This window comes from Pedobacter folensis, from assembly GCF_056490665.1.
Genome location: NZ_JBWJIF010000004.1, coordinates 84,927 through 109,082, shown reverse-complemented (window position 1 = coordinate 109,082; position 24,156 = coordinate 84,927). Strand labels below are relative to the sequence as shown.

Annotated in this window: 18 protein-coding genes; 11 read left to right on the top strand and 7 right to left on the bottom strand. The window is 38.7% G+C overall.

Features of this window, described 5'->3' with window-relative positions:
• Positions 1 to 454: 454 nt before the first annotated feature.
• Positions 455 to 1,594: a sterol desaturase family protein gene (locus tag AC04QZ_RS20120; protein WP_086547688.1), complete on the bottom strand. Its 1,140-nt coding sequence runs from the start codon at positions 1,592 to 1,594 to the stop codon at positions 455 to 457.
• A 229-nt stretch (positions 1,595 to 1,823) separates the two neighbouring features.
• Between AC04QZ_RS20120 and lpxK the strand changes: the two genes are divergently transcribed.
• From lpxK to AC04QZ_RS20105, 3 genes are read left to right on the top strand one after another with little or no spacing between them, the layout of a single operon-like run.
• Positions 1,824 to 2,885 carry a tetraacyldisaccharide 4'-kinase gene (gene lpxK / locus AC04QZ_RS20115; RefSeq protein WP_478359214.1) on the top strand — a complete coding sequence of 354 codons (1,062 nt, stop codon included), beginning with the start codon at positions 1,824 to 1,826 and terminating at the stop codon, positions 2,883 to 2,885.
• A complete protein-coding gene (locus tag AC04QZ_RS20110; RefSeq protein ID WP_478359213.1) occupies positions 2,857 to 3,672 on the top strand; it encodes a purine-nucleoside phosphorylase in 816 nt (271 codons plus the stop codon). Before lpxK ends, AC04QZ_RS20110 begins: the two co-directional genes overlap by 29 nt.
• Before the next feature lies 1 nt (position 3,673).
• Positions 3,674 to 5,680: a putative porin gene (locus AC04QZ_RS20105; protein WP_478359212.1), complete on the top strand. Its 2,007-nt coding sequence runs from the start codon at positions 3,674 to 3,676 to the stop codon at positions 5,678 to 5,680.
• 64 nt (positions 5,681 to 5,744) lie between these two features.
• On the opposite strand, the gene AC04QZ_RS20100 is transcribed toward AC04QZ_RS20105, so the two are convergent.
• Together AC04QZ_RS20100 and AC04QZ_RS20095 are read right to left on the bottom strand one after the other, a co-directional pair.
• Positions 5,745 to 6,476, bottom strand: coding sequence for a porin family protein (locus AC04QZ_RS20100; protein ID WP_086547684.1), 732 nt, complete (start codon positions 6,474 to 6,476; stop codon positions 5,745 to 5,747).
• Between the two features lie 284 nt (positions 6,477 to 6,760).
• Complete coding sequence (locus AC04QZ_RS20095; protein WP_086547683.1) at positions 6,761 to 7,942, bottom strand: asparagine synthetase B; 1,182 nt, start codon at positions 7,940 to 7,942, stop codon at positions 6,761 to 6,763.
• Positions 7,943 to 8,354: 412 nt separating this feature from the next.
• Between AC04QZ_RS20095 and AC04QZ_RS20090 the strand changes: the two genes are divergently transcribed.
• Both AC04QZ_RS20090 and AC04QZ_RS20085 read left to right on the top strand, forming a co-directional pair.
• On the top strand, positions 8,355 to 8,816 hold the full coding sequence (locus AC04QZ_RS20090; protein ID WP_086547682.1) for a peptidylprolyl isomerase: 462 nt from the start codon (positions 8,355 to 8,357) through the stop codon (positions 8,814 to 8,816).
• A gap of 147 nt (positions 8,817 to 8,963) precedes the next feature.
• Positions 8,964 to 9,506 (top strand): DUF5606 family protein, encoded by a 543-nt coding sequence (locus AC04QZ_RS20085; RefSeq protein ID WP_478359211.1) that lies wholly within the window; start codon positions 8,964 to 8,966, stop codon positions 9,504 to 9,506.
• Positions 9,507 to 9,566: 60 nt separating this feature from the next.
• Here the strand turns inward: AC04QZ_RS20085 and AC04QZ_RS20080 are convergent, their stop codons facing one another.
• A complete protein-coding gene (locus AC04QZ_RS20080; RefSeq protein WP_255352031.1) occupies positions 9,567 to 9,695 on the bottom strand; it encodes a hypothetical protein in 129 nt (42 codons plus the stop codon).
• A gap of 85 nt (positions 9,696 to 9,780) precedes the next feature.
• The gene (rlmH, locus tag AC04QZ_RS20075) at positions 9,781 to 10,254 is read right to left on the bottom strand and encodes a 23S rRNA (pseudouridine(1915)-N(3))-methyltransferase RlmH (RefSeq protein ID WP_086547679.1); all 474 of its coding nucleotides are present in this window, start codon (positions 10,252 to 10,254) and stop codon (positions 9,781 to 9,783) included.
• A gap of 113 nt (positions 10,255 to 10,367) precedes the next feature.
• On the opposite strand from rlmH, the gene AC04QZ_RS20070 reads away from it, so the two are divergent.
• Positions 10,368 to 12,182, top strand: a complete 1,815-nt coding sequence (locus AC04QZ_RS20070) for a MutS-related protein (RefSeq protein ID WP_478359210.1) — start codon at positions 10,368 to 10,370, stop codon at positions 12,180 to 12,182.
• A 93-nt stretch (positions 12,183 to 12,275) separates the two neighbouring features.
• Here AC04QZ_RS20070 and AC04QZ_RS20065 read toward each other — a convergent pair whose 3' ends face one another.
• Positions 12,276 to 13,160 carry an AraC family transcriptional regulator gene (locus AC04QZ_RS20065; protein WP_478359209.1) on the bottom strand — a complete coding sequence of 295 codons (885 nt, stop codon included), beginning with the start codon at positions 13,158 to 13,160 and terminating at the stop codon, positions 12,276 to 12,278.
• A gap of 215 nt (positions 13,161 to 13,375) precedes the next feature.
• Here AC04QZ_RS20065 and AC04QZ_RS20060 point away from each other — a divergent pair, with 215 nt between their 5' ends.
• The 4 genes from AC04QZ_RS20060 (at position 13,376) to AC04QZ_RS20045 (ending at position 20,101) form a co-directional block, all read left to right on the top strand.
• Positions 13,376 to 16,114, top strand: coding sequence for a DUF1553 domain-containing protein (locus AC04QZ_RS20060; RefSeq protein WP_478359207.1), 2,739 nt, complete (start codon positions 13,376 to 13,378; stop codon positions 16,112 to 16,114).
• Between the two features lie 11 nt (positions 16,115 to 16,125).
• Positions 16,126 to 17,637 (top strand): DUF1501 domain-containing protein, encoded by a 1,512-nt coding sequence (locus AC04QZ_RS20055; protein WP_478359206.1) that lies wholly within the window; start codon positions 16,126 to 16,128, stop codon positions 17,635 to 17,637.
• A gap of 135 nt (positions 17,638 to 17,772) precedes the next feature.
• Positions 17,773 to 18,705 carry a sugar phosphate isomerase/epimerase family protein gene (locus AC04QZ_RS20050; protein ID WP_478359205.1) on the top strand — a complete coding sequence of 311 codons (933 nt, stop codon included), beginning with the start codon at positions 17,773 to 17,775 and terminating at the stop codon, positions 18,703 to 18,705.
• A gap of 1 nt (position 18,706) precedes the next feature.
• Positions 18,707 to 20,101, top strand: a complete 1,395-nt coding sequence (locus AC04QZ_RS20045) for a c-type cytochrome domain-containing protein (RefSeq protein WP_478359204.1) — start codon at positions 18,707 to 18,709, stop codon at positions 20,099 to 20,101.
• Positions 20,102 to 20,126: 25 nt separating this feature from the next.
• Here AC04QZ_RS20045 and AC04QZ_RS20040 read toward each other — a convergent pair whose 3' ends face one another.
• Positions 20,127 to 22,667, bottom strand: a complete 2,541-nt coding sequence (locus AC04QZ_RS20040; protein ID WP_478359203.1) for a PKD domain-containing protein — start codon at positions 22,665 to 22,667, stop codon at positions 20,127 to 20,129.
• Between the two features lie 100 nt (positions 22,668 to 22,767).
• Here AC04QZ_RS20040 and AC04QZ_RS20035 point away from each other — a divergent pair, with 100 nt between their 5' ends.
• Positions 22,768 to 24,105: a GH1 family beta-glucosidase gene (locus tag AC04QZ_RS20035; RefSeq protein ID WP_478359202.1), complete on the top strand. Its 1,338-nt coding sequence runs from the start codon at positions 22,768 to 22,770 to the stop codon at positions 24,103 to 24,105.
• The last annotated feature ends 51 nt before the right edge of the window (positions 24,106 to 24,156 follow it).

The window sequence follows — 24,156 nt, the reverse complement described above, 5'->3', positions numbered from 1 at the left end:
TAACGTTTTAACCATTTGTTTGTTCCATCTCCGTATTTTTAACCACAGAGATCATCGAAAAAAACACTGAGGGCACCGGGTTGGGTGTACAATGGAGGCTGTGTCATAATTCTAAATTGTCATCCTGAGCTGTCGAAGGACTTGTTTAAATGCCTCTCAAGTAGTCGAAACGAGTGCAGAAATGGCTTTACGATTTTATCGTTTGTAACGATTGATTGTCTTTTCCGGTAGCTTCAAAAACTTTAATAGTAGCAGTGCTTGTTTTGAATAAACGGGATTGCAGCGGCATCTCCGATTCTTCATCGGGAATATAGCGTAAAGCCCGACGAACATTAACAATGTTTACCAACACTGCTTTGCTAAACAATCTTCAGGCTATATCAATAGGCTAGCTGCTGTCAAAAGGTTACCTAAATAGCTGTACCATTTCATTATTAGAAGCGGGCGTTGACATCTATCTGTCGCTTCTTTCTTCCATATTCAAATCGGTATCAAAAGGACTTTTGGTAAAGGGATAAATGGATTGTTTAACAAAACCTTTCGGATACGAAGCTTCATGTACGCCCGTTCCGGCGGGCCATTCTTTGCCTGGTAAATAATAAGTACCAAACATCATATCAATAAAAGGAAATATGGAAGCGAAGTTATGTCCGTAGTATTTAGGATCTTCGCAATGATGCCAGTGGTGATATTGGGGTGTCGTAAAAATGTATTTTAAAGGACCAAAATTAATCCTGGTGTTGGCATGGATGAGTACTGCATGGATGGCAATAAATATAATGTACACATTGAACACGGTTGATGAAAAGCCTAAAACATAAAGCGGAATGAAAGTCATTGCGCGGGTGAAAAAGATATCGATAAAATGTGTGCGGCTTCCTGCCAGCCAATCCATATTTTGTGTAGAGTGGTGTATGGAATGGAAACGCCAAAGGGCTACCCGGGTATGAAAAAAACGATGTGCCCAATATTGAAACAAATCGGTACTAAAAAAAGCCAGAAACAAAGCTACTATAAAGGGGAGTCCCTGTACCCAGGTGTGCAATTTATCTAAACCGATCCAGCCAAAAAATAATACAGCAGGTTTTTGGGTTACAATACCGAAAAACTGAATAAAAAGGTGACTGATTACGAAATAGGTTAAATCGGTGCGCCACTCTTCGTGGAATTTAGTTTGCTCATTGTTTTTGGGGAAGAATAATTCTAAAGGAACAAAAATAGCGACCATTAAAAGCAGATCTAAAATCATCCAGTCTAAGCCAAAATGCCAGCTCGATTTGGCTACATCTCTCCCTTCAACACTCAAAGCGCCCAGTATTACGGCCAAAGCACCAAGTACAAAGCCTGGCCAGGCCCATTTGAGTTTTTTACTGAGGATTAAACTCAATAAAGAAAAAAAGAATGCTGCAATAACACCGCCAAGCATTAGTGCTTCCATGCTGTTTTTCGTGTAAATTTCGCGGAATTCGGGTGTGGTAAGCTTTTCTGGATAATGAAAACACAGGATACCTAAAAGCGCCAGTACAGCTAAAAAAATAGAAATATACCCACTAATCTGGCCCTGGCCCACTACTAATCTTTTGTTCGGAGACATTAAAATATGTTTTGGTAGATAACAATGATAACAAAAAAAGATAAAATATAGTCGAATAAGTGATTCGAAACTTCAAATAGGGGTTAATTGACTTTGGACTCCAGACTACCGACTTTGGACTAAATCTTCTTCCTGCAAACCATTTCATTCGCTCAACGGTTGCTTTATCGGGCATTGACCTAAGCCATGCCATTCTTTTTTAAATAATCAGTATTTTTGAAACCACGATATGCTACTTAACTATCTACGCCTTTTGCTGCTTCCTTTTTCACTCATTTATGGAATGGCTATTATCCTCCGTAAAAAACTTTATGATTGGGGATTGATGCGATCTGTAAAGTTCGATTTACCGGTAATTTGTGTAGGCAATTTAGCCGTTGGCGGATCGGGTAAAACACCAACCACAGAATATTTAGTGAGGTTGCTGGCCGATTATAAAATAGCCATATTAAGCAGGGGCTACGGACGGAAAACAAAAGGTTTTATGGTTGCCGATAGCACTGCAACTGCCGAAACGATAGGGGATGAGCCTTTACAGTATCATCAAAAATTTGCCGCTGTTACCGTTGCTGTTTGCGAAGACCGTGTGAATGGGATTAAGCAATTGAAAGACAACCATGATCTGATTATCCTTGACGATGCTTTTCAGCACCGCGCGGTAAGGGCGGGTTTTAATATTTTGCTTTTCGAGTTTAGAAAGTTGGGTACTTTACAGTTTTTGTTACCTGCCGGAAATTTAAGGGATGTTTTCTCCTCACGCAAAAGGGCCGATGTATTGCTGGTCACAAAATCGCCGGTTCCATTGTTACATGTAGCGCAGCAGGCCTCGGTAAATGAGCTGCAGCCAAATGCAAACCAACCTGTATTACATTCCTATTTAAAGTATGGCGATCTTATCCATTTATACCATAATGAAAGCCGCACGCTCGAATCGATTAAAGATTTCGAAATTTTCCTGCTCAGCGGAATTGCAAATCCGGCACCATTAATAGAAGAGCTTGAAAAATATGCTGAAACCATTAAACATGAAGAATTTCCTGATCATTATGCTTTTAAAAATGATGATATTAAGAAGCTTAAATCGGTTTTTATGGCCAGTACTAAAAAAGATAAAATCATTATCACAACAGAAAAGGATAGCAAGCGTTTAAGAGCTACCGGATTTGAAGATTTACTGGTAGATTTACCTGTATATTATTTACCCATTGAGGTTGAATTATTTGAAGAAGATAAGATTACCTTTGACGAACTCATTTTAAACTATGTTAAGAGCAATAGAAGAAACCGTTGAATATATAAAACGTAAAACAGAGAACTTTAAGCCAGAAATAGGTATTATTTTAGGTACTGGCTTGGGTGGCTTGGTAAAAGAAATCGAAGTTGAGCATCAATTGATGTATTCTAATATTCCAAATTTTCCAATTTCTACTTTAGAATTTCATAGCGGAAAACTGATTTTTGGAACATTAAACGGGAAGAAAATTATTGCCATGCAAGGGCGCTTACATTATTACGAAGGTTACAGCATGCAACAGATCACATTCCCGGTTAGGGTAATGAAAGGTTTGGGTATCGAAAACTTAATTGTATCTAACGCTGCGGGCTCGCTAAATCCGGAGTTTAAAAAAGGTGATTTAATGATTATCGCTGATCATATTAATTTGCAGCCAGATAACCCATTGAGGGGTTTAATTGAAAGCGAATTAGGTCCGCGTTTTCCGGATATGAGTCAGCCTTATAAGCGCGATATCATTGCCAAAGCACTTGAAATAGCTAAAGATGTTGATATTAACTGTCATAAAGGGGTATATGTTGCCGTTTCTGGTCCTAATTTAGAAACCAAAGCCGAGTATAAATATTTGCGTTTAATTGGCGCTGATGCCGTTGGCATGAGTACCGTACCTGAGGTGATTGTGGCTAACCATGCTGGTTTACCTGTTTTCGCCATCTCCGTATTAACGGATGAAGGTTTTCCGGAAGATCTGCAGCCTTTTAATTTAGATGAAATTTTAGCAGCAGCAGCCAAAGCCGAGCCTAAAATGACTGAGATTTTAACCCGCTTAATTTCTGAACTATAAGATGCATAAAGTTGTTAAAATCTGTTTTTTTCTCTTCCTGCTGTTGGGCATTAATAAAGCCTTTGCACAAGATTTAAAAACAAGTGTTGGTACCAATAAAGAACTCGATTCTGTTCGAAAGAAATTAGATTCGGGAAAGGATTCTGTTGTTTTTACCGCAAAATATATCAGGTTTACCAAGTTATCGTTAACTAAAGATAGTATTGTACTGCTGCCTTTAGATACCTCCACCACCAATATTCAGAATTATAGTCCGCTTTTACAACCCCTGCACCCCACCATAAGCAATGGTAACATGGGTTTGGCCGCAAGGCCATTGTTGTACGAGCCTAGTAAAAGGATTGGCTTTGATGCCGGATTTCACTCGCTTGATTATTATGCTTTAACGCCTGAAGATATTATTTACTACCAGGCCAGAACTCCCTTTACCAGCCTATATTTTGTTAGTGCCGGACAAAAAGAACAACTTTTTAGGGCCATCCATACTCAAAATATTAAAAAAAACTGGAACGTTGGTGTTAATTTTAACCGTGGCGATTCTAAAGGCTTTTACGCCCGGCAGCGTGGCGATAATTTGAATGTTGCCGTATTTTCATGGTACCAGTCGCCAAGCAAACGTTATAATATGTGGGCATCGGCAATTTTTAATACCATGCGTGCCTATGAGAATGGTTCAACAGTAGCTACAGGTTTATTTGATAAAGATTATTCTAAAATTGCGAGAGAAGCAGAACCTGTAAATTTATCAGACTCAAGAAATATGTACCGGAAAAATACGGTTTTCTTAAAGCAAACCTATTATGTAGGCCGGATAGATACCTCTGCAAATGTGAACAATGCTGTTTTACCAACGAACAAGGTTTCGTACACGTTTGAGTATAATAACGACAGTTTCGACTTTTACAAAAATGGAGCGGATGTTAATAACGTACTGCCTCCTGGAATTGCGAGTACCCTATTTACGAATGACTCAACCCATGTAAAACATATTAAAAATGAGTTTATTTATAGTTTCTTTTTAAGGCCTAAAAACAGTTCGGTTATTAAAAATGAACTAAAGGTTGATGCTGGAGTAAGACACGATTATTACAAGCACGAATATCTGGGCATAAAGCAAGATGCAACCAATTACGAACGCAGCAGGTTTGCTTATCAAAACATTACCATTTTAGGGGCAGCAGGTTATCGGTTCTCTAACAATATCGATTTTAATTTAGACGTACAGCAAATTTTGCAAGGTGAGAACGCAGGTGATTATTTATACGAGGCAAAAAGTAAAATTCTTTTAGGTAAAAACATAGGTAGAATCGAATTGGGTGCCTACGCACAAAACCAAACACCAGCGGCTATTTTTAATTACTATCATGGTAATCATTACCAGTGGACAAACAGTGATTTTAAAAACACTAAAATTGCCAATTTATCATTTAACTATATCAATGATAAGTATGGTTTTACTGCAGGGGCCAAATATTTCTTAACCAGTAATTACGTTTATTTTGCCGCCGACCATAGCAATGGAACAAATGCCATTTTGCCAAAACAGGCTAGTGCTGATATTAGCTTAATCAGGCTGGATGTATCAAAGAAATCGAGGTTTGGTAAGTTTGTTATGGAAAATTACGTTTCTTATCAAAAAACAGATAAAAATTCAGTATTAAGAACGCCTGAACTTTATACTTATAACAGTATTTATTTTGACAATACTTTTTTCAAAGTATTAAAAGCTAATGTGGGATTTGATGTACGGTATAACGCTGAGTATGCAAACTATTTATATTCACCTGCAACCGCGCAGTTTTATATCGATGAAAGTAATCCAACAAACCTGGCCTCAAAACCAGTAATTGATGTCTTTTTTAAAGCAAACTTAAAAAGGGCTAATATTTTTGTTAAATACGATTTTGTAAATCAAGGCTTATTCCAGCCAGGTTATTATACCGTAAATAGATACCCCATGCAAGATGCACTATTAAAATTTGGGGTTAGCTGGAACTTTTACGACTAAATAATCAAGCATAAAAAAGCCTCCCGGTTTAAAAATCGGGAGGCTTTTGTTTTTAAGGCTTTTCTTAGAATGAATAACCTACTGTAAATCCTAATACACGGTTAGTATATTTATTTGAATTAGCTCTCGAATCTTTTGGAGTTAAATCGCTTAAACCTAAACCATAATTAGCACCTACTAAGAAACCTGAAGATGTACGGTAAGCTAAACCAAAGTTTGCACCGAAATCTGTACCACTTGCATCTTTATCGGTTGCACTACCAAAGCTTAAATCTTTGTCATTGCTGTTGGTAGAAGTAACGCTTGAGTTGGTGTTGTTATTTACTGTTGTAGTTGTGGTATTTCCTTTGTTTTTACCAGAAATGTTAAATCCAACATACGGACCAGCACTAATCTGTACTGCACCACTTTCACCAGTAGGGATATTAAATACCGCGTTAATTGGTACCTCAATAGCCATTACATTTGTTTTCAACGAAGTTGTTGTAGTAGTTGTTACTGCGCCAACTGTTGCTGAATTGGTGCCCTCAAACTTAACACCTTTGTTCTGTAATGAAATTCCTGGCTGGATAAAAAAGTTGTTGGCTATTCCGAAGTCTCCAAATGCGGTAACATTATAACCTAAATTATTTTTCGCATTGTCGTTGTACAACGCTTCATTATCGCCACTAGAATGGATTTTAGCTAAGTTAACTCCAGCTTTGATACCGAACCTTGAAGTAGTACCTGTAGTAGATTGAGCGAAAGCACCCGTGGCTAATAAAATAACTGATGCACTTAATAGTAACTTTTTCATAATATTTTTCTTTTAGAAGAATCTTGTTTAAAAATTTCAGGCTTTAACCTGTTGTTAATTACAAGTCTCAATTCCAAAAGCTGTGCCAAAGTATCAAGTGTGTTACAATTGAGTAGCTAATGTATTGGTTTTCAGTATGCTTTTTGGAGCATTTAAGTGAAGCGATGATAGGAATCAGAAATCGCATCAGGCACAATTTACTGTATACATAACAGGAATATAGCGAAAAATTAACAATTTTTTTAACCGGAAAGCGGTAATGCCAAAAGCTAAATTTTGGCAAATTATGTTTTTTGAGGTTTCTTTTTTGCCGCTGGAAAAAGCACATTATTTAAGATTAAGCGATAGCCTGGAGAATTTGGATGCAGATTTAAATCTGTTGGCGGATCTCCTACGGCGTGCTGATAATCTTCCGGATCGTGCCCGCCATAAAATGTAAACTGACCTTTGCCAATTTCTCCATGTAAATACCTTACTTCTGCAGCGCCTTTATTTTCGCCCAAAACAGTTACACTTGTTTTCACTAAACTCTTTCTGAAGGCTGTGGTTTGCCCCATAAAACCTTTAATCACCTTATCATGATCCTGGGTAAGCATGGTTGGAACAAGATCCCATTTGGCCGAAAAATCGAATAAAGTAAAATAATCATTGGTTTGGTTCAGTGTACGGGTTTGAGTAGCATCGATATCCGAAAATTCATAGTTCATCGGGTTGTTGTCTAACTTGAAATTCTGGAAGGCGAGTGTTTTATTGAAATCCAGTTTACTTTGTGCGTTTGGATCTGCGCCATCGCCATCAAACATTTGCGCACAAATATCAACGCCATCGGCAGCAAGCGCAATGTCGAAACTATCCGTACCAGAGCACATGGCAAATAAGAAACCTCCACCAGCACAGTATTCTTTAATGTGTTTGGCAACGGCTAATTTCATTTCCGAAACCTTTTTATAACCCATGCGTTTTGCCAAGGTTTCCTGGTTTTTAACATCTTCCTGGTACCAGGTTGCATACCTGAAATTGGCCCAGAAACGTCCGTATTGACCGGTAAAATCTTCATGGTGCAGGTGTAACCAATCGTATTTGCTTAATTTATCCTGTAAAATATCATCATCATAAATCACATCATATGGAATTTCGGCATAGGTTAAAACGAGTGTAACGGCATCATCCCAGGGCAATTTGCTCTTTGGCGAGTATACCGCAATTTTTGGCGTTTTCTCGAGTTTAACCATCTCCATGTTTACCGATGGATCGCTGATTTCGTTTAAAAGATTGGTTACTTTTCCATCGGCCATTACTTCATAAGATACGCCGCGGATTTTAAGTTCATCTTCTACGGTTTTATTGTACTTGATTAAAAAGCTACCGCCGCGGTAATTTAAAAGCCAATCTACCTCCAGCTGTTTGCTGATTGTCCAATAGGCAATTCCGTATGCTTTGAGGTGGTTTTTTTGGTCTTCATCCATGTAAATTAACAATGATGAGGCCCTTAAGCCCAAAGAGCAAAGCAGGCAAATGAGCAGGATATAATATTTCTTTATCAAATTGGTATGCTTAAAACACTAAAATAACTTATTTAGCGTGTTAACTAAAATATAAAGTGCTTAATTTTTTTCGATTTTACGGCTTGCACCAAATTGTACCTAAACCCGACAGCAGCGGCAGCCCCGAGTTTTTTACGAGGGCTACAGCAAATGGCGGGGCTACAGGCCGCCAAGTACGAATTACTGTTCATTTACCTATAATTACTGTGGATATTAGGTAGATTTATAATTTAAAGATGTTCTATTTATACAATTTTGTTATTTTTGCCCTTTACTAAAAAAAATATGAAATTTTTTTAGCTGAACAAATTTTAAAATAAGTACCGATATTGATATGAGTAAAGCAATAATAAAAACTGAAAAAGGCGATATGACCGTAGAGTTCTACGAAAATGATGCGCCGAAAGCCGTTGCAAACTTTAAAAAATTAGCTAAAGAAGGCTTTTATGATGGTGTAACTTTTCACCGTGTAATTCCTAACTTTATGGTTCAGGGCGGATGTCCGAATTCAAAAGATCCGGCTAAAGCACATTTGGCAGGTACTGGTGGCCCAGGTTATAAAATTGATTGCGAATTAGATGGCGAAAATCAGTATCATGACCGTGGTGTTTTATCTATGGCTCATGCTGGCCGCAATACTGGTGGTTCACAGTTTTTTATCTGTCATAGCAGAACAAATACTGCTCATTTAGACCGTAACCATACTTGTTTTGGTAAAGTTGTGGAGAATGTAGACCTTGTAGACGATATCCGTCAGGGTGATAAAATTTTAAACATTGAAGTTTTAGAAGATTAGTGCGCCATGCGTTTGGCGATAAGCGTTTAGAGCGCTGATACCAATTGCTGAATATTGAGGTTTTACAACATTAAAAAACGCGATGCGTTTGGGGGCGAGCGTGTTATAACGCTAAACGCCAAACACTAACCGCTAAACACACATAATATGAATTTAAGAGGAATTGTTGCCGTATCTGGCAGACCAGGTTTGTTTAAACTGGTTGGACAAAATAAAGTAGGTTACATTTTAGAAGGCTTAGATGCTCAAAAAACTAAAATTGTAGCGAACATCACCAACACAAAATTAGCTTCTTTAGAAGATATTACCGTGTATGGTGAAGATGAAGAAATTAAATTGGCCGATATTTTTGCTAAAATTTCTGCAAAAGGATCTACTCCAGATTTGAAAGGCGACTTACGTGCTTATTTCCTTGAAGTAGCTCCAGGTCACGATCAGGAGAAAGTTTATGCTTCTGATATGAAGAAAATTATCACCTGGTATAATTTATTAAAAGATCTGCCTTTGTTTACGGAAGAAACTCCTGAAACTCCGGGTACACCAGCAGAGGTTAAGTTATCAGAAGAAAAAGCAGCTTCAGATAAAAAACAAAAAGCTACAGGATCTAAAGCATCAGCTAGTGCTAAAGCAACTACTAAAACTTCAGCTCCAGCTAAAAAAGCAAGTATGACCAGTAAAAAAGGCGTTTAAGCTTTATTTACCGAAATGATAGGGACACCAGGCAATTTGTCTGGTGTTTTTTTTGTGGGTTTAATCGAAGAAATAGTAAAGCAAAGCTACAATAACCAAAGAAGCAATAATGCTGATCCATAGGTATTTATTATTGCCATTCTGATTGCTTTTATATCTGTATTCCCTTTTATATTTATCTAATAGCATAATTTCTTTTATTTAATGATGATTTTTATTCGCCTTTTCCATACCTCATTCAAATTGTCCATCTTACCTCAACCATTTTCCGTCTCTAAGCGTGGTGATATGGTTCGCCTTTTAAAATGCTAAATCCACGGTAAAGCTGCTCTACAAAAAACAACCTGATCATTTGGTGCGAAAAGGTCATGTCAGATAAGGAAATTAAACCGTTTGCTCTTTTGTAAATGCTTTCATCAAATCCATACGGGCCGCCAATAATAAAAATTAAATGCTGCACACTACCAATCATCTGTTTATTTAAGTAATTCGAAAATTCTACTGATGAATATTTTTTCCCTTTTTCATCCAGCAAAATAACAACATCGCCATTATTAATTTGTTTGTGCAACAGTTCGGCCTCCTTGGCCTTTTGCTGCGCTTCACTTAGGTTTTTAACATTTTTTACATCTGGCAAAGCCACAAAACTAAAGTTAATATAATGTTTTAAGCGGTTGATGTATTTATCAATTCCTTCAATCAGGTATTTATCTTCTGTTTTGCCAATGGCGATCAATGTAATCTTCATTTAATATTTTGCCTATCTTTAGAATTTCGAGATTCAAACTTAGAGAAAATTGTAACAAAAAATACAATCTATCGATCTTATACCTTCGAAAATAGATACACCGAAGCGATATCATGTTAAAACAACAAGCAGAAATAATAGCCGACTACGATCAGAAAATTAAACAGGTTACAGCAGATATAGATCAAACCAAGAAAAGGATCGATCAGCTTTCTTTAATGCGTATAGGTTTATTCCTCGCTGAAATTTTATTTTTCGTTTTGCTGCTGCGCTCGGCAGACGACAGCCTGCGGACATTAATTCAGATTTGTTTGCTGCTGCCTGTAATTGCCTTCGTTTTTATTGTCCGCAGACAAAGCCAGCTCGACCGCGAAATTGATTATAAAAAGCAACTCTTATGGGTTTATCAGAATGAATGGAATGTTTTAAATGGTGTCGCTAACGGATACGACCATGGTCAGGCTTTCGAATCTGAACTGCATCCTTATACTGCTGATCTTGATATTTTTGGTAGCGCATCATTGTTTGCCCTGATTAACCGTTGTAGTACCAAAAACGGGAATAACGTACTGGCTAAAAATTTCGCAGAAAAATCGACCAGAGACCGGATATTACTCCGCCAGGAAGCTGTAAATGAAATAAGGGAAAAGATAGCAGAAACCTATAGTTTCAGGGCTAATCTGCATGGCTACGATCCCAATAAAATAGAGCAGATTAAAATACAGCTTAAACACCAGTTGGGTGCACAATTGGAATTTGTAAAGAGCAGGTTGATGAGGTTTTATGTTAAACTCGTGCCTTATATTTCTATCACATTGATATTGGCCGCTGTTTTTGTCAGCGGTGTTTTTTGGAAAGTGCTGGCACTTCTGTTTGTCATACACACGGGATGGAACGTATGGTTAGGCGCAAAGATTAATAAAGTATTTTATTGTTTCGGTGGAAGTTCGGGTTTGTTAAATGGTTATGCCAGGGCTATTTTATGGACAGAGAATCAAAGCTGGAAAAGCGTTTATACCTTAAATTTACTAGACTCAAAAATCCCGGTTAGCAAAGAAATTAAAGCATTGTCTAAAATTATCCAGAATTTTGATGCCAGGCTGAATCTCCTGGTTGGTGGTGTATTAAATGCGCTTTTGCTTTGGGATTTAAAATGCTGCATCAGTTTAGATATTTGGTATAAATCTTCATCAAGGGATGTGGTTTCGGCCCTTGACCACTTAGGCGATTTTGAAGAGCTGATTTCGCTGGCTACAACGGCCTATAATCAATCTGATTGGGTTTTTCCTGTACTTAGCGATCAGTTTGCATTAGCCACCACGCATATTGGCCATCCGCTTATTCCAGCGCAAATAAGGGTGAATAACGATTTTCATTTGGAAGCAAAACCAACAGTAGATATTGTAACAGGCTCTAACATGGCGGGTAAAAGTACTTTTCTACGGACTTTAGGCATTAATATGGTATTGGCTTATGCCGGTGCGCCGGTTTGTGCCAAAGAAATGCAATTATCTGTTTTTTCGATCAATACCTATATGCGGATTAAAGATTCGCTGAACGAAAGTACCTCTACTTTTAAAGCAGAGCTAAACCGCCTGAAAATGATCTTGGATCATGTGGTGAAAGACAAAGATACTTTTGTATTGATTGACGAAATGCTGCGCGGTACAAACAGTCGTGATAAATATTTAGGCTCGAAGGTTTTTGTACAGAAGTTGATTGCCGAAAAAACACCTGCACTTTTTGCTACCCACGATTTACAGTTAGCCGATCTGATTGTGGATTACCCAGAAACCGTCCGTAATTTTCACTTCGATATCCAGATTACTGAAGGCGAAATGAAGTTTGATTATCTATTGAAGCAAGGGCCTTGTAAAACCTTTAATGCGGCAATTTTATTAAAGGAAATTGGTTTGACATTGGATTAATATAGTTTTAGTCACAAACAAATTATAACATCAGGACGGAAGAGAAACAGGGGGTTAGTTATTTCTATCTAAAAGGTACAGGATTTGCTTTTACTAGTTAAACCTATTATCCCTATACTGTTTTGGTGAAATACCCATGATGCTTGAAAACAGGCGGCTAAAATAGTAAGGATCGCTGATGCCTATTTTTAGTGCAATTTCGTTAATTCGGAGGTTGGTAAAAAGTAAATACTGTGTGGTTTTCTGAATTTTAAGCTGGTTAAAGTAATCGATAGGAGAAGTACCTGTTTTCTTTTTAAATATAGCCGATAAATATGATGGCGATAGGTAAACAGCCAGCGCCATTTCTTTTAATGTAAGTATTTTTTCGATGTTATTTCGCATAAAATCTATAAGCTCTTCAACCTTATCGGGTTCCATAATTTTATCATTAACAAGATGTTTATCGGTATAAACCACCTCGGCAATGTACTGGTGGAAGCACAAATTGGCATAAACAATATTCTCTCGGCTAAAACCCCGCTCAAGGCGGCTATATATCGTATTAAAAATGGTGTTTCGTTCTTCACTAAATCCGGCATATCCCTTATAATTTTGTAATTGTGCTACTAAGGCATCAGCACCGGTACCCGAAAAATGGAACCAGTAAATTGTCCATGGTAAAATTAAATCAGCCTGATAAACATGAGCTGTTTTTTTGGGGATAATAATGTAGTTGCCGGCCTCAATATGATAAGTAGTATTTTCTAATGTTACACTACCTTTTCCGTCGGAACAGTAAATTAAAATATGCTGTTCTGATCCGTTTGCCCTTTTTCGATAATGGTTTAGGGCTTTAGGGTAAAGGCCAATATTGGTGAGGTATAAATTGCTTATGATTTCATTTCCAATGCATTGCTTGCTAATTACGTTTCGTGGAATGATAATAGTCCTTTCATATTCGAACCCATCTTTTTTTGCATTAGCCTTTTCGTTCATCACTTGTGTTTTTCACTAAATTACATATTTTAAAAGTAATATAGTCCATCTTTTTCGCAACTTAATACATTTTTGTTTATAGCTTTTATAAGGACATTTGATTAGATCACGCCTAAAAATATTAAGCACAAAATAAATAATTTCATTTTCAGGGTTCTGCTGGGTCTTTAACACTAAGAACTGCCGGAATTACCACTGAATTGAATACTGACCAAATGTTATTAAAAAGGAAAATATTATTTGCATCCGGCTTTACCTTAGTCGCTATAGGTTTAATTGCTTTTTCACTCTTTTCTTCTGAGAAAGAGATCGATTTTAATTCGCAGGTTAAGCCCATTTTAAATAAAAAATGTATTTCTTGCCATGGCGGCGTTAAGCAGCAGGGCGGTTTTAGTGTATTGTTTCGGGAAGAGGCTTTGGCTAAAACCAAAAGCGGCAAACCGGCAATTATTCCAGGCCATCCGGAGGATAGCGAATTTATTAAACGGTTAAAATCTAACGATCCTGAAGAAAGGATGCCATATAAGCACCCGGCGCTAAATAATGAGGAGATCGATATCCTGAGTGGCTGGATAAAGCAAGGTGCAAAATGGGGTAACCATTGGGCTTATGTTAGTGTAAAACCTACTGAATTACCAGATGTAGATAACAGTTGGATACGCAACGATCTGGATAAATTTATTTTTGCGAAACTAGAAGAAAATAAACTGGAGCCATCTAAAACTGCTGATAAGGCCACCTTATTGAGGAGAGTAAGTTTAGATTTGATCGGTACTTATCCTTCAGACAAACTGGCCAAATTTTATTTGAATAGCAAAGATGAGCAGGCAGCCTACAAGGTGCTGGTTGATAGTTTACTGGCTTCGCCTAAATTTGGCGAGCGATGGGCATCGATGTGGCTGGATATAGCGCGTTATGCCGATACCAAAGGTTATGAGAGCGATCCTAACCGAAATATCTGGAGCTATCGCGACTGGGTGATTAAAGCCTTTAACCGCGATATGCCCTACGATCGTTTTATTACTGATCAGATCGCTGGTGATTTATTCCCAAACCCAACTGATGCCCAATATATTGCTACTGCATTTAGCCGAAATACCCCAACCAATGATGAGGGGGGAACCAATAATGAAGAGTTTAGAACAGCAGCGGTATTAGACCGTGTAAATGCCACCTGGGAAGGTTTAATGAGTACCACTTTTTCTTGCGTACAATGCCATAGCCACCCATACGATCCCTTTAAACATGATGAATATTATAAATTCATGTCGTATTTTAACAATACAAGAGATGAAGACGTTTCAGCAGAGTACCCTTTGCTTAAAGATTTTAATGATAGCCTTAAAAACGAGCTCAATCATTTAACCAGCTGGGTTAAAACGGTTGCGGGTAAAGAAAGAGCTGCCGAAGTTGATTTATTCTTAAAAACCGGTCAGCCAGCAATAAATTCTACTACAGCCGATCAGTTGGTTAATTCGGTAATCGGTAATAATAACATTGCGTTGTTTTTCAAAAATAGCTCTTCGGCAAGATTAAAATCAGTCGACCTTAATAATGTTGATCAGTTAATTTTACGCTACAATTGTAGCAAGCCAGATGGTACTATGAGCCTGCATTTAGGTTCACCAAATGGTCCTGTTGTAAAATCGTGGAAAGTGGGCCAAACCAAGGGCTATGAAAATGTAGAAGTTGATTTTGCAAAACAAAGTGGGGTACAAGATGTGTATTTAAAATATACCAATCCTTCGGTAAAAAATCCTGACGAATTTATGTTGTACTTCGATTGGTTTTATTTTACCAGACAGTTTCCTGGAAAAGGTAAACCTGATTATTTGGTCAACAAAAAAAGGTTTACTGGTTTAATGAATGCAAATGTGCCCACTACACCAATCATGGTTGAAAATCCACTGAGCATGCAACGTAAAAATTATGTGTTTGAACGTGGTGCGTGGACTTCGAAAGGCAAAGAAGTTAAAGTTGGTGTACCTAATTCTCTGTCATTTGCCATGCCTAAAAATGCACCAGATAACAGGATGGGTTTAGCCATGTGGCTTACCGATAAAAGAAATCCGCTCGTATCCAGGACCATGGTAAACAGATTGTGGGAGCAGTTGTATGGAGCAGGTTTGGTAGAAACTTTAGAAGATATGGGTACCCAGGGAATGGCGCCAACCCACCAGGAACTTTTAGATTTTATGGCTTATCAGTTTATGTACAAATATAACTGGAGTGTTAAAAAAATGTTGAAGGAACTGGTAATGATGGCCACTTACAGGCAAGACAGTAAGGTAACAGAAGAACTGAAAGAAAAAGATCTGTTTAATAAGTTTTACGCCAGGGGCTCCCGCATCAGGTTAAGTGCCGAGCAAATAAGAGATCAAAGTCTTGCGGTTTGTGGAGTATTAAGTAATAAAATGTACGGACCACCGGTAATGCCCTGGCAGCCTGAAGGCATCTGGTTCTCGCCTTATAGTGGTGCCAAATGGGTGTTAAGTGGCGGAGAAGAACAATACCGCAGGGGAATTTATACCTATTGGAAGAGAACAGCACCATATCCATCTGCTATTGCTTTCGATGGTGCATCGCGGGTGGTTTGTAGTCCGCGCCGTATTCGCACCAATACACCTTTACAAGCCCTGGTAACCTTAAATGACAGTGTGTATATTGATTTAGCCAGGAAACTGGCCGTGCGCATGGAAAAAGTGGGTGGAAGCACCAGCAAATCGAAAATTGCAAAGGGTTATGAATTGATCTTATACAAAACGATCCCTCAAAACAGATTAAAAGTATTTGAAGACCTGTATGCCAAAGCCTTTGGCGAGTTTAGAAAAAATTCGGCAAGTGTATCGGCATTTATGGGCGATAAGCAAAAGAAATATAAGCCAGAAGATGCGGCAATGGTACTCGTGGCCAATGCCATGCTTAATCTGGATGAAGTGGTTACTAAAAATTGATTTGACCGGTTATGACAAGAGACGAATTAAACGCACATAGGTTAATTAAAGAAGCGCATGAAGCAAATGCACGCCTGCACTCGCGACGTCATTTTTTAAAAGAAAGTGCAATGGGTTTGGGTGCTTTGGCAATGGGTTCGTTACTGGGTAGCTGTGGTAATCTTTTTTCAAGTCCGCAAACCAAGATCGCTTACGATCCTGCGCATCCATTATTACCAAAATCACCACCACTTGTAGGCAAGGCACGAAGTGTAATTTATTTGCACATGGCAGGCGCTCCATCTCAATTAGAATTATTTGATTTTAAACCCGAGTTGATGAAAATGGATGGCCAGGATTGTCCTCCGTCATTACTCGCCGGGAAAAAATTTGCTTTTATAACCGGAGTACCTAAAATGTTAGGTCCACAGGCTACTTTTGCCAAATATGGCCAATCGGGTGCTTTGGTTAGCGATAATTTACCACACTTTTCTACCATGGTAGATGAAGTAAGCTTTTTGAAAGCGGTAAAAACGGATCAGTTTAATCATGCTCCGGCGCAGTTGCTGGTGCATACCGGTTCACCGCGATTAGGCAGGCCGAGTATGGGAAGCTGGGTAACTTATGGTTTAGGATCAGAAAACCAGAATTTACCTGGATATGTAGTATTGACCAGTGGAGGTAGTTTCCCCGATGCAGGAAAAAGTGTTTGGGGAAGTGGTTTTTTACCATCCGTTTATCAGGGTGTACAATGCCGGAGTGAAGGAGATCCGGTACTGTTTATTAAAGATCCGGATGGGATGAACCGCGATTTGAGAAAAGCCTCTATCGAAGCCATTAATAAAGCCAACGAACAACAATATCAGGAGTATAACGATCCCGAAATTTTATCGCGGATCGCACAATATGAAATGGCTTACCGCATGCAGATTTCGGCACCAGAGGTGATGAATATCAACGATGAACCTGCTTACATCCACGAAATGTACGGCACGCAACCCGGTAAAGCCTGTTTTGCCAATAATGTACTGCTTGCCCGTAAACTGGTAGAAAAAGGCGTACGTTATATCCAGTTATTCGACTGGGGCTGGGATGCACATGGAGATAGCCCAAACAACTCACTTAATATCGGACTGAAGAATAAATGCAGAACCATTGACAGGCCAATTACCGCTTTATTGCTCGATTTAAAACAACGTGGTTTATTAGAAGAAACCCTGGTCGTTTGGGGAGGAGAATTTGGCCGTACCCCAATGATGGAAAACCGAAATGGTATACAAAACCCATTTAAAGGTAGAGATCACCATACAGAAGCATTTACCATATGGATGGCCGGCGGAGGTGTGAAAAAAGGCTTTACACATGGAGAAACAGATGAAATTGGTTACAGTGCGGTAAGTGGAAAAGTCGATGCCTTCGATATTCAGGCGACCATTTTAAACCAGTTGGGATTCGATCATGAACAATTTACCTATCCTTTCCAGGGCCGGCCGTTTAGGTTAACCGATGTGGCAGGTAAGGTAATATCAGAGATTGTGGCTTAAGCCGGGAGTCGGAAGTCAGGAGTCAGAAGTCCGGAGTCCACAGTCGATTAACCCAATGAGTTACCAATAAACTAATGACCAATCTACAAATGAACTAATGACAAGTGAACCAATGAACTAATAACAAGTAAACGAATGAGCCAAACCAGAAGAAAATTCTTACAAAATACAGCTGTTGTAACGGCAGCTTCAATTTTAGCCCCTATCCAAAACATGAGTGCTAATGAACTTAAAAATATAAAAGCAAAAGCCGGCTACGAATTATTATTTATGCAAACCGATTGGGGTTTTGGCGGTACAAGAGATGAATTTTGCGCAGCAGCAAAAAAAGAAGGCTATGAAGGTATTGAAGTATGGTGGCCCGGTGAAGAAAAAGCGATAAAAGAACTTTTTGATGCGTTAAAGAAATATAAATTAGAAGTAGGATTTTTATGCGCCGGATATCAGGCGAATATAACGGAGCATTTAGCCACTTTTAAACAAAATGTAGATGCCATTTGTGCCAATACTTATCAAAAACCAGTTTACATCAATTGCCATTCGGGAAAAGATTATTTCACTTACGAAGAAAACAAAAAGATTATCGATTACGCAACAGCGAAAAGCAAATCGTCGGGTATACCAATTTATCACGAAACGCATCGTAGCCGTATGATGTTTGCAGCACATGTTGCCAAAAACTTTGCGGAGAAAAATCCGGAACTGAGATTTACTTTAGATATTTCGCATTGGTGTAATGTGCACGAAAGTTTATTGTCTGATCAGAAACAAACCATCGATTTCATTTTAGAAAAGGCAGAACATATCCACTCGCGTGTTGGGCACCCGGAAGGGCCACAGGTAAACGATCCAAGGGCACCAGAATGGGCAAAAGTGGTAGAAGCACACCTCGCCTGGTGGGACAAAATTATCGCACGGAAAAAGAAAAACGGCGAACGCATGACCATTCTTACTGAATTTGGCCCGGCTGATTATATGCCTACCTTGCCTTATACACGCCAACCTGTTGCCGATCAATGGGCAATAAATGTTTACATGATGAATTTATTAAGAAAGAGATATCAATAAGATGCTAGAATTTTTTGGGCGCTTTCACCCGGTTTTTGTCCACCTTCCTATCGGGATTTTGTTACTTGGCTGTATTTGTATGCTCTTATCATTTACTACAAAATTTATTAACCTAAAACCGGCCATTCCTATTATGCTGCTTCTGGGTGCATTAAGTGCTGTAGTATCTTGCATTACAGGTTATTTATTGGCCAATGGTGGCGATTATGATGGTAAACTGGTGAGCAATCACCAATGGATGGGCATTAGTGTTGCTGTTTTGTCTTTTATCTTGTGGATCATCTATCGGAAAGTTAAATCGAATGCCATATTGGGCACAATTGCTGCAGTTCTTGTCGTCCTCATTTCGATTACGGGGCATTTGGGTGGTTCTTTAACCCATGGTTCTGATTATTTAACTGCACCGTTAAAATCGGGCAGTACTAAAGGGGGGGCAGCTATTCCGCCAATTCCCAATGTTCAGGAAGCCTTTGTTTACCAAAATGCCATTCAGCCACTCTTTAAAAATAGATGTTATAGCTGCCATGGCAGCGAAAAGCAGAAAGGTAAGCTGAGGTTAGACCAGGAGGAATATATTTTAAAGGGTGGAGAAGATGGGCATACCATTGTAAAGGGTAAAGCCGACGATAGTGAGCTGATGAAACGGATTTTATTGCCATTGAATGATGAAGACCATATGGCGCCTAAAGAAAAACCCCAACTTACCACCAACGAGATTGCCTTGTTAAAATGGTGGATTGATAATGGTGCTGATTTTAAAAAGAAATTTAAAGATCTCCCTCAGCCAGAAAATATAAAAACAATTTTAGCCAGCCTGCAAAAAGGCGAAAGTGGTGCTGAGCAAATCAAAGTCAGTGATATTCCAGCTCAGGAGGTTTCAGCTGTAGACAATAAAGTATTGAAAAAATTTACTGATGCAGGGATTACGGTATTTCCCGTTGCCCAGAATACCAACTATCTTTCAGCCAATTTTATTAATGCGCAATCGATGGGGAAGGATGTTTTAGACTTGATAAAATCGATCGAAAAACAACTCCTTTGGCTTAAGCTGGAAAACAATAAGGTAAATGATCAAACCTTAACGGCAATAAAGGATTGCAAAAACTTAACCAGGTTAAACTTAAACAACACGGAGGTAACAGATGCGGGTTTAGCATCGCTTAAAGACTTAGATCAGTTACAATCGTTGAGTTTGGTGGGGACAAAAATTACGGTAAAGGGGATTAATCAGTTACAGAAACTTAAAAATTTAAAATTTCTGTATGTATATCAAACCGGTATCAGTAAAGCCGATTTAGCCAGTATAAAAAAACTATTGCCTAAAGTAAGTTTAGATACCGGAAATTACACGGTGCCTAAAATTGCCCAGGATACTACCGTATTTAAAGCACCTTAACTGCTAACCTGAATACATTGTTAAATTACCTGAGGAGGGTTATTGAGCCAGAGTACTTAACCGAATTATTCGATATGTTGGTACCCAATATAATATAATAATATACGCCAACAGGGAGCTGGTTGCCTTTAAAAGTACCGTTCCAGTTTTCGAATATATTATTGGTAAAGAAAACCTGACTGCCCAGGCGGTTGTAAATCTGAATGCTATATTTCTTGAGGTTGGTTACGCCAATAACCAGTTCATCATTAATTCCATCGCCATTTGGCGAAAATGCATTTGGAACAAATGTAGATGCATTTTTTTTGATGATCAGGTCGCCCTGGGTAATAGCATTTGCACAGCCGTTTTTAGAGAATGCAGTTAAAGTGATCCTGAATAATCCATCGGTTTGATAAATATGGGTAGGGTTTTGTTCTGCAGTGATAAAACCATCGCCAAAATTCCATTCATAAAAATCACCATAAAGCGAGGTATTGGTAAATGTTATGGGTACCGGAGCAGAAAACTTAGTGTTAAATGTGGGTTCAGTATAAAACTGAGCAACCGGAATCCTGGCAATGGCCGGAATAACAATGGTTGCAGCTTCGGAATTACAGGTGCCCGATGTTAATACAACCTGATACGTACCTGCCAGATTAAGATCTGTTACCGGAATTTCAATGGCATTTGTGATTGCGGTATAATGGTTTGGTCCGCTCCAGGCATAAGAAATACCTTCTTGTGCCGGCACAGATAATTTTATCACATCTTTTAAACAAAACAAAGCCTGATTGATACTGATTTCTGGTTTTTCGGGCTTCAATTCCACCAGAATATCTTTTTTAAAAATAGAAATGCAGCCATTATCGGTTTCAACCGTTAAGGTGATGGTTTTAGGCCCCGGATCAGTAAAGGTTAATACTTTGCTATCGTTACCGGTGTCAACCTGACTTTTTACGCCGGTGCCAAAATCCCAGGTAAGCTTTGTATAATTTTTAGAAGTATTAATCAACGAATAAGATTGGTTTGTTTCGCATCTGTTATTAACTTCAATCGAAAACATGGCTTCAGGCTTCAAATCGACTGATAAAATATCGATCGAATTTACTTCACTCACACAATCTCCAACCTGAATATAAAGTTTGTATGTTCCAACTATTTCTGGTCCGCTTACCGGGATTTCAGGATTTTGTTGTGTTGAACTAAAATTTGGCCCCGACCAGTGGTAAGTGGCTAAATTTATAAAAGGAGTTGATAATTTTAATACATCTCCCTGGCATAAATTAACATTCGAAGCTGTTATTGGAGGTTTTTCGGGCGTATTTGCAACAATAAAAGTTTGCGTGGTCACTACATTACATCCGTTAGTGCCTTTGGCTTCTAAAACCACAACTTTCTCTCCAGGGGTGCTGTATGTTACGGTAAATGGCCCGGCGGTGGTAGCTGATGCCAAACTTGCGCCTTCGCCAAACGACCATTTTAATGAGGCGAAATTTGATGCTTTGCTTTCGAAAATATACGCCTGGCTATCGGTACAGGGATTTAGTTTCTGAACATCAATCTCCGCTGTAGGGCCAGCAAAATCGGCAGTACCTCCAAATTCTAATGTAAAGCCATTATTCCCGCCAGAAAAATTATCGATTAGTAAGGCATAAACATGGTCTTGTTGCAGCTCTACATATTTCACAAAACCATTTTGACCAGCGGGACAATTTGGCGCTTCTGTCAAATCAGTTTCCGTCATACTTAAGCCGGTTTTGTAATAGGAGGGATTACAGGTAACACCACTTCCCGAGGCACATCGGATAGCATTTGCTGCATCTATTTTACTACAGTCGCCGTTTACACCTAAATCGTAAAAAATCCAGTCAATGTCGTTTGTAGTTACTGTAGGTGTAATCACAAAAGTAAAGTCGCCGGGTGCAGAGGCTTTAAACATATACCAGGCAGAGTTCGATTCGGTACCCAGGCAGGTTCCCGCCGATTCGTGGTTGTTTGCTCCTGAGCCTGTTACATTTAACTGGGTAAAGGTTTCTTTTGTGCATAATACGGAAAATGTCCCGCAATCTTGTCCTGGTTTTACGGGCGGGAAATAATTATCGATACAAAGTTTAAAAGTACCGGTAGCATCATTTGCTGCGCTTATCCTAACATAGTAAACCTGGCCTACTGTTAAAGCCCCTTTGTATAAAGAAATAACATTGTTTGATGTGGCTTGCGTGCCAGGTAGCTCGCTTATAAAACCAGTTGCGGCATCAAATGAATATAAGGAAACCAATGGATCAATTAAAGTGTTTGCGCTATTGGCGTTAATTTTTCCGCTCACAGAAATATTTACATCAAATTTAGATGCGGTAAACTTAAACCAAACATCCTTTCCAACAGTCTGCCAGTTTAAAGCTTTATTATAATTGCTTGGGCTAGCTTCTAAATTGTTAAATTCGGCATCACCGCTGCAATATGCACTGGTATTGGTAATATTTATGGCATTTATCAGTTCATCATTAATGGGTGGTGTAAATTTTCCAAAGGCAGCGAGGTTTAGTATTACCAATAGAAAAGAAATTAATGAGAAGTAGCGCATTAGGTAAAAATATTAAAAAATGTTTTCATTTCGAATCATTTCGATTGTTAATGATTTGTTAATATTAAACTCGCAACTTATGGCAATTAATTGATAACGAATGATTAACGCAAGTGATTTTGGTCAAAATTTTTTATGGGGTGTGGCTACCGCTGCAGCCCAGATAGAAGGTACTGCTACCCAGTATGGTAAAGGCCCATCCATTTGGGATACATTTACGGCGAAAAATGGAAAAATAAAGAAGAACCATAAATTAGATCCCGCCTGCGATTTTTATCACCGATATGCCGAAGACCTCGCTTTAGTTAAACTGCTGGGCTTTAAAGTTTTTAGATTTTCCATTGCCTGGTCGCGGATTTTGCCTGCAGGCAGGGGAGAGATTAACCAGGAAGGTATCCGTTTTTATCACAATCTTATTGATGAGTGTTTAACCCAGGGGATCACACCCTACGTAACCCTTTATCACTGGGATTTGCCTCAGGCTTTAGAAGATGAGGGCGGCTGGACCAGCTTTAGCATTAACGCGGCTTTTAATGCTTTTGTGAGTATTTGCGCTTTAGAATATGGCGATAAGGTAAAAAACTGGATTGTATTGAATGAGCCTTTCGGTTATACCTCTTTGGGATACATGCTTGGGGTTCATGCGCCGGGAAAAACAGGCTTAAGCAATTTCTTTTCAGCAGTATTACATACGGCACTTGCCCAGGCCGATGGCGGTAAAATTTTACGTGCTGAAATTAGCAAAGCCAATATCGGAACTACTTTTTCTTGCTCAGAAATAATTCCCAGTACCCAAAGTGATAGTGATGTGCTTGCTGCCAGGAGGGTTGATTGCTTAATGAACCGGCTTTTTGTAGAGCCTACCCAGGGCATGGGTTTTCCAACTGCCAATTGGGATGTGTTAGAGAAATTTCAGATCGAATACGGTACCTGGCGACTTCATGAACGCATGAAATTCGATTTTGACTTTATTGGTCTTCAAAATTATTTTCCGCTGGTGGTTAGATATAATGCCTTTATTCCGGTTGTTCAGGCCTGGGAGGTAAAAGCCAAAAGTAGAAAAAAGCCCCACACTGCAATGGGGTGGGAGGTAAATGCAGATAGTTTTTATAATATCGTTAAACAGTTTGCTGCCTATCCAAATATCAAAAATATCCTGATCACCGAGAATGGCGCCGCTTATCACGATAAATTAATCAATGGCAAGGTAGAAGATCCTGAACGCATTGAATATTTTAAACTTTATTTAAAAGCACTGTTAAAACTTAAAAAGGAAGGCATACATGTAACAGGTTACATGGCCTGGACATTAATGGATAATTTTGAATGGGCAGAGGGCTTTACGGCAAGGTTTGGGTTAATTTATAATGATTTTAAAACTCAGGAACGCAGCATTAAAGATTCCGGATATTGGTGGCAGAACTTCCTAAAAAGTTAGTTGATATTTCGCTGTTTTCTTCTTCATTATTAAACAAATTCTTAAGTTTGA

Coding starts and splice junctions, on each gene's coding strand:
- AC04QZ_RS20065 (WP_478359209.1), bottom strand. CDS start 13,160: ATGAACGAAAAGGCTAATGCAAAAAAAGATGGGTTCGAATATGAAAGG.
- AC04QZ_RS20085 (WP_478359211.1), top strand. CDS start 8,964: ATGAATTTAAGAGGAATTGTTGCCGTATCTGGCAGACCAGGTTTGTTT.
- AC04QZ_RS20060 (WP_478359207.1), top strand. CDS start 13,376: ATGTTATTAAAAAGGAAAATATTATTTGCATCCGGCTTTACCTTAGTC.
- AC04QZ_RS20090 (WP_086547682.1), top strand. CDS start 8,355: ATGAGTAAAGCAATAATAAAAACTGAAAAAGGCGATATGACCGTAGAG.
- AC04QZ_RS20105 (WP_478359212.1), top strand. CDS start 3,674: ATGCATAAAGTTGTTAAAATCTGTTTTTTTCTCTTCCTGCTGTTGGGC.
- AC04QZ_RS20050 (WP_478359205.1), top strand. CDS start 17,773: ATGAGCCAAACCAGAAGAAAATTCTTACAAAATACAGCTGTTGTAACG.
- lpxK (WP_478359214.1), top strand. CDS start 1,824: ATGCTACTTAACTATCTACGCCTTTTGCTGCTTCCTTTTTCACTCATT.
- AC04QZ_RS20110 (WP_478359213.1), top strand. CDS start 2,857: ATGTTAAGAGCAATAGAAGAAACCGTTGAATATATAAAACGTAAAACA.
- AC04QZ_RS20120 (WP_086547688.1), bottom strand. CDS start 1,594: ATGTCTCCGAACAAAAGATTAGTAGTGGGCCAGGGCCAGATTAGTGGG.
- AC04QZ_RS20045 (WP_478359204.1), top strand. CDS start 18,707: ATGCTAGAATTTTTTGGGCGCTTTCACCCGGTTTTTGTCCACCTTCCT.
- AC04QZ_RS20080 (WP_255352031.1), bottom strand. CDS start 9,695: ATGCTATTAGATAAATATAAAAGGGAATACAGATATAAAAGCAATCAG.
- rlmH (WP_086547679.1), bottom strand. CDS start 10,254: ATGAAGATTACATTGATCGCCATTGGCAAAACAGAAGATAAATACCTG.
- AC04QZ_RS20035 (WP_478359202.1), top strand. CDS start 22,768: ATGATTAACGCAAGTGATTTTGGTCAAAATTTTTTATGGGGTGTGGCT.
- AC04QZ_RS20095 (WP_086547683.1), bottom strand. CDS start 7,942: ATGGATGAAGACCAAAAAAACCACCTCAAAGCATACGGAATTGCCTAT.
- AC04QZ_RS20040 (WP_478359203.1), bottom strand. CDS start 22,667: ATGCGCTACTTCTCATTAATTTCTTTTCTATTGGTAATACTAAACCTC.
- AC04QZ_RS20100 (WP_086547684.1), bottom strand. CDS start 6,476: ATGAAAAAGTTACTATTAAGTGCATCAGTTATTTTATTAGCCACGGGT.
- AC04QZ_RS20070 (WP_478359210.1), top strand. CDS start 10,368: ATGTTAAAACAACAAGCAGAAATAATAGCCGACTACGATCAGAAAATT.
- AC04QZ_RS20055 (WP_478359206.1), top strand. CDS start 16,126: ATGACAAGAGACGAATTAAACGCACATAGGTTAATTAAAGAAGCGCAT.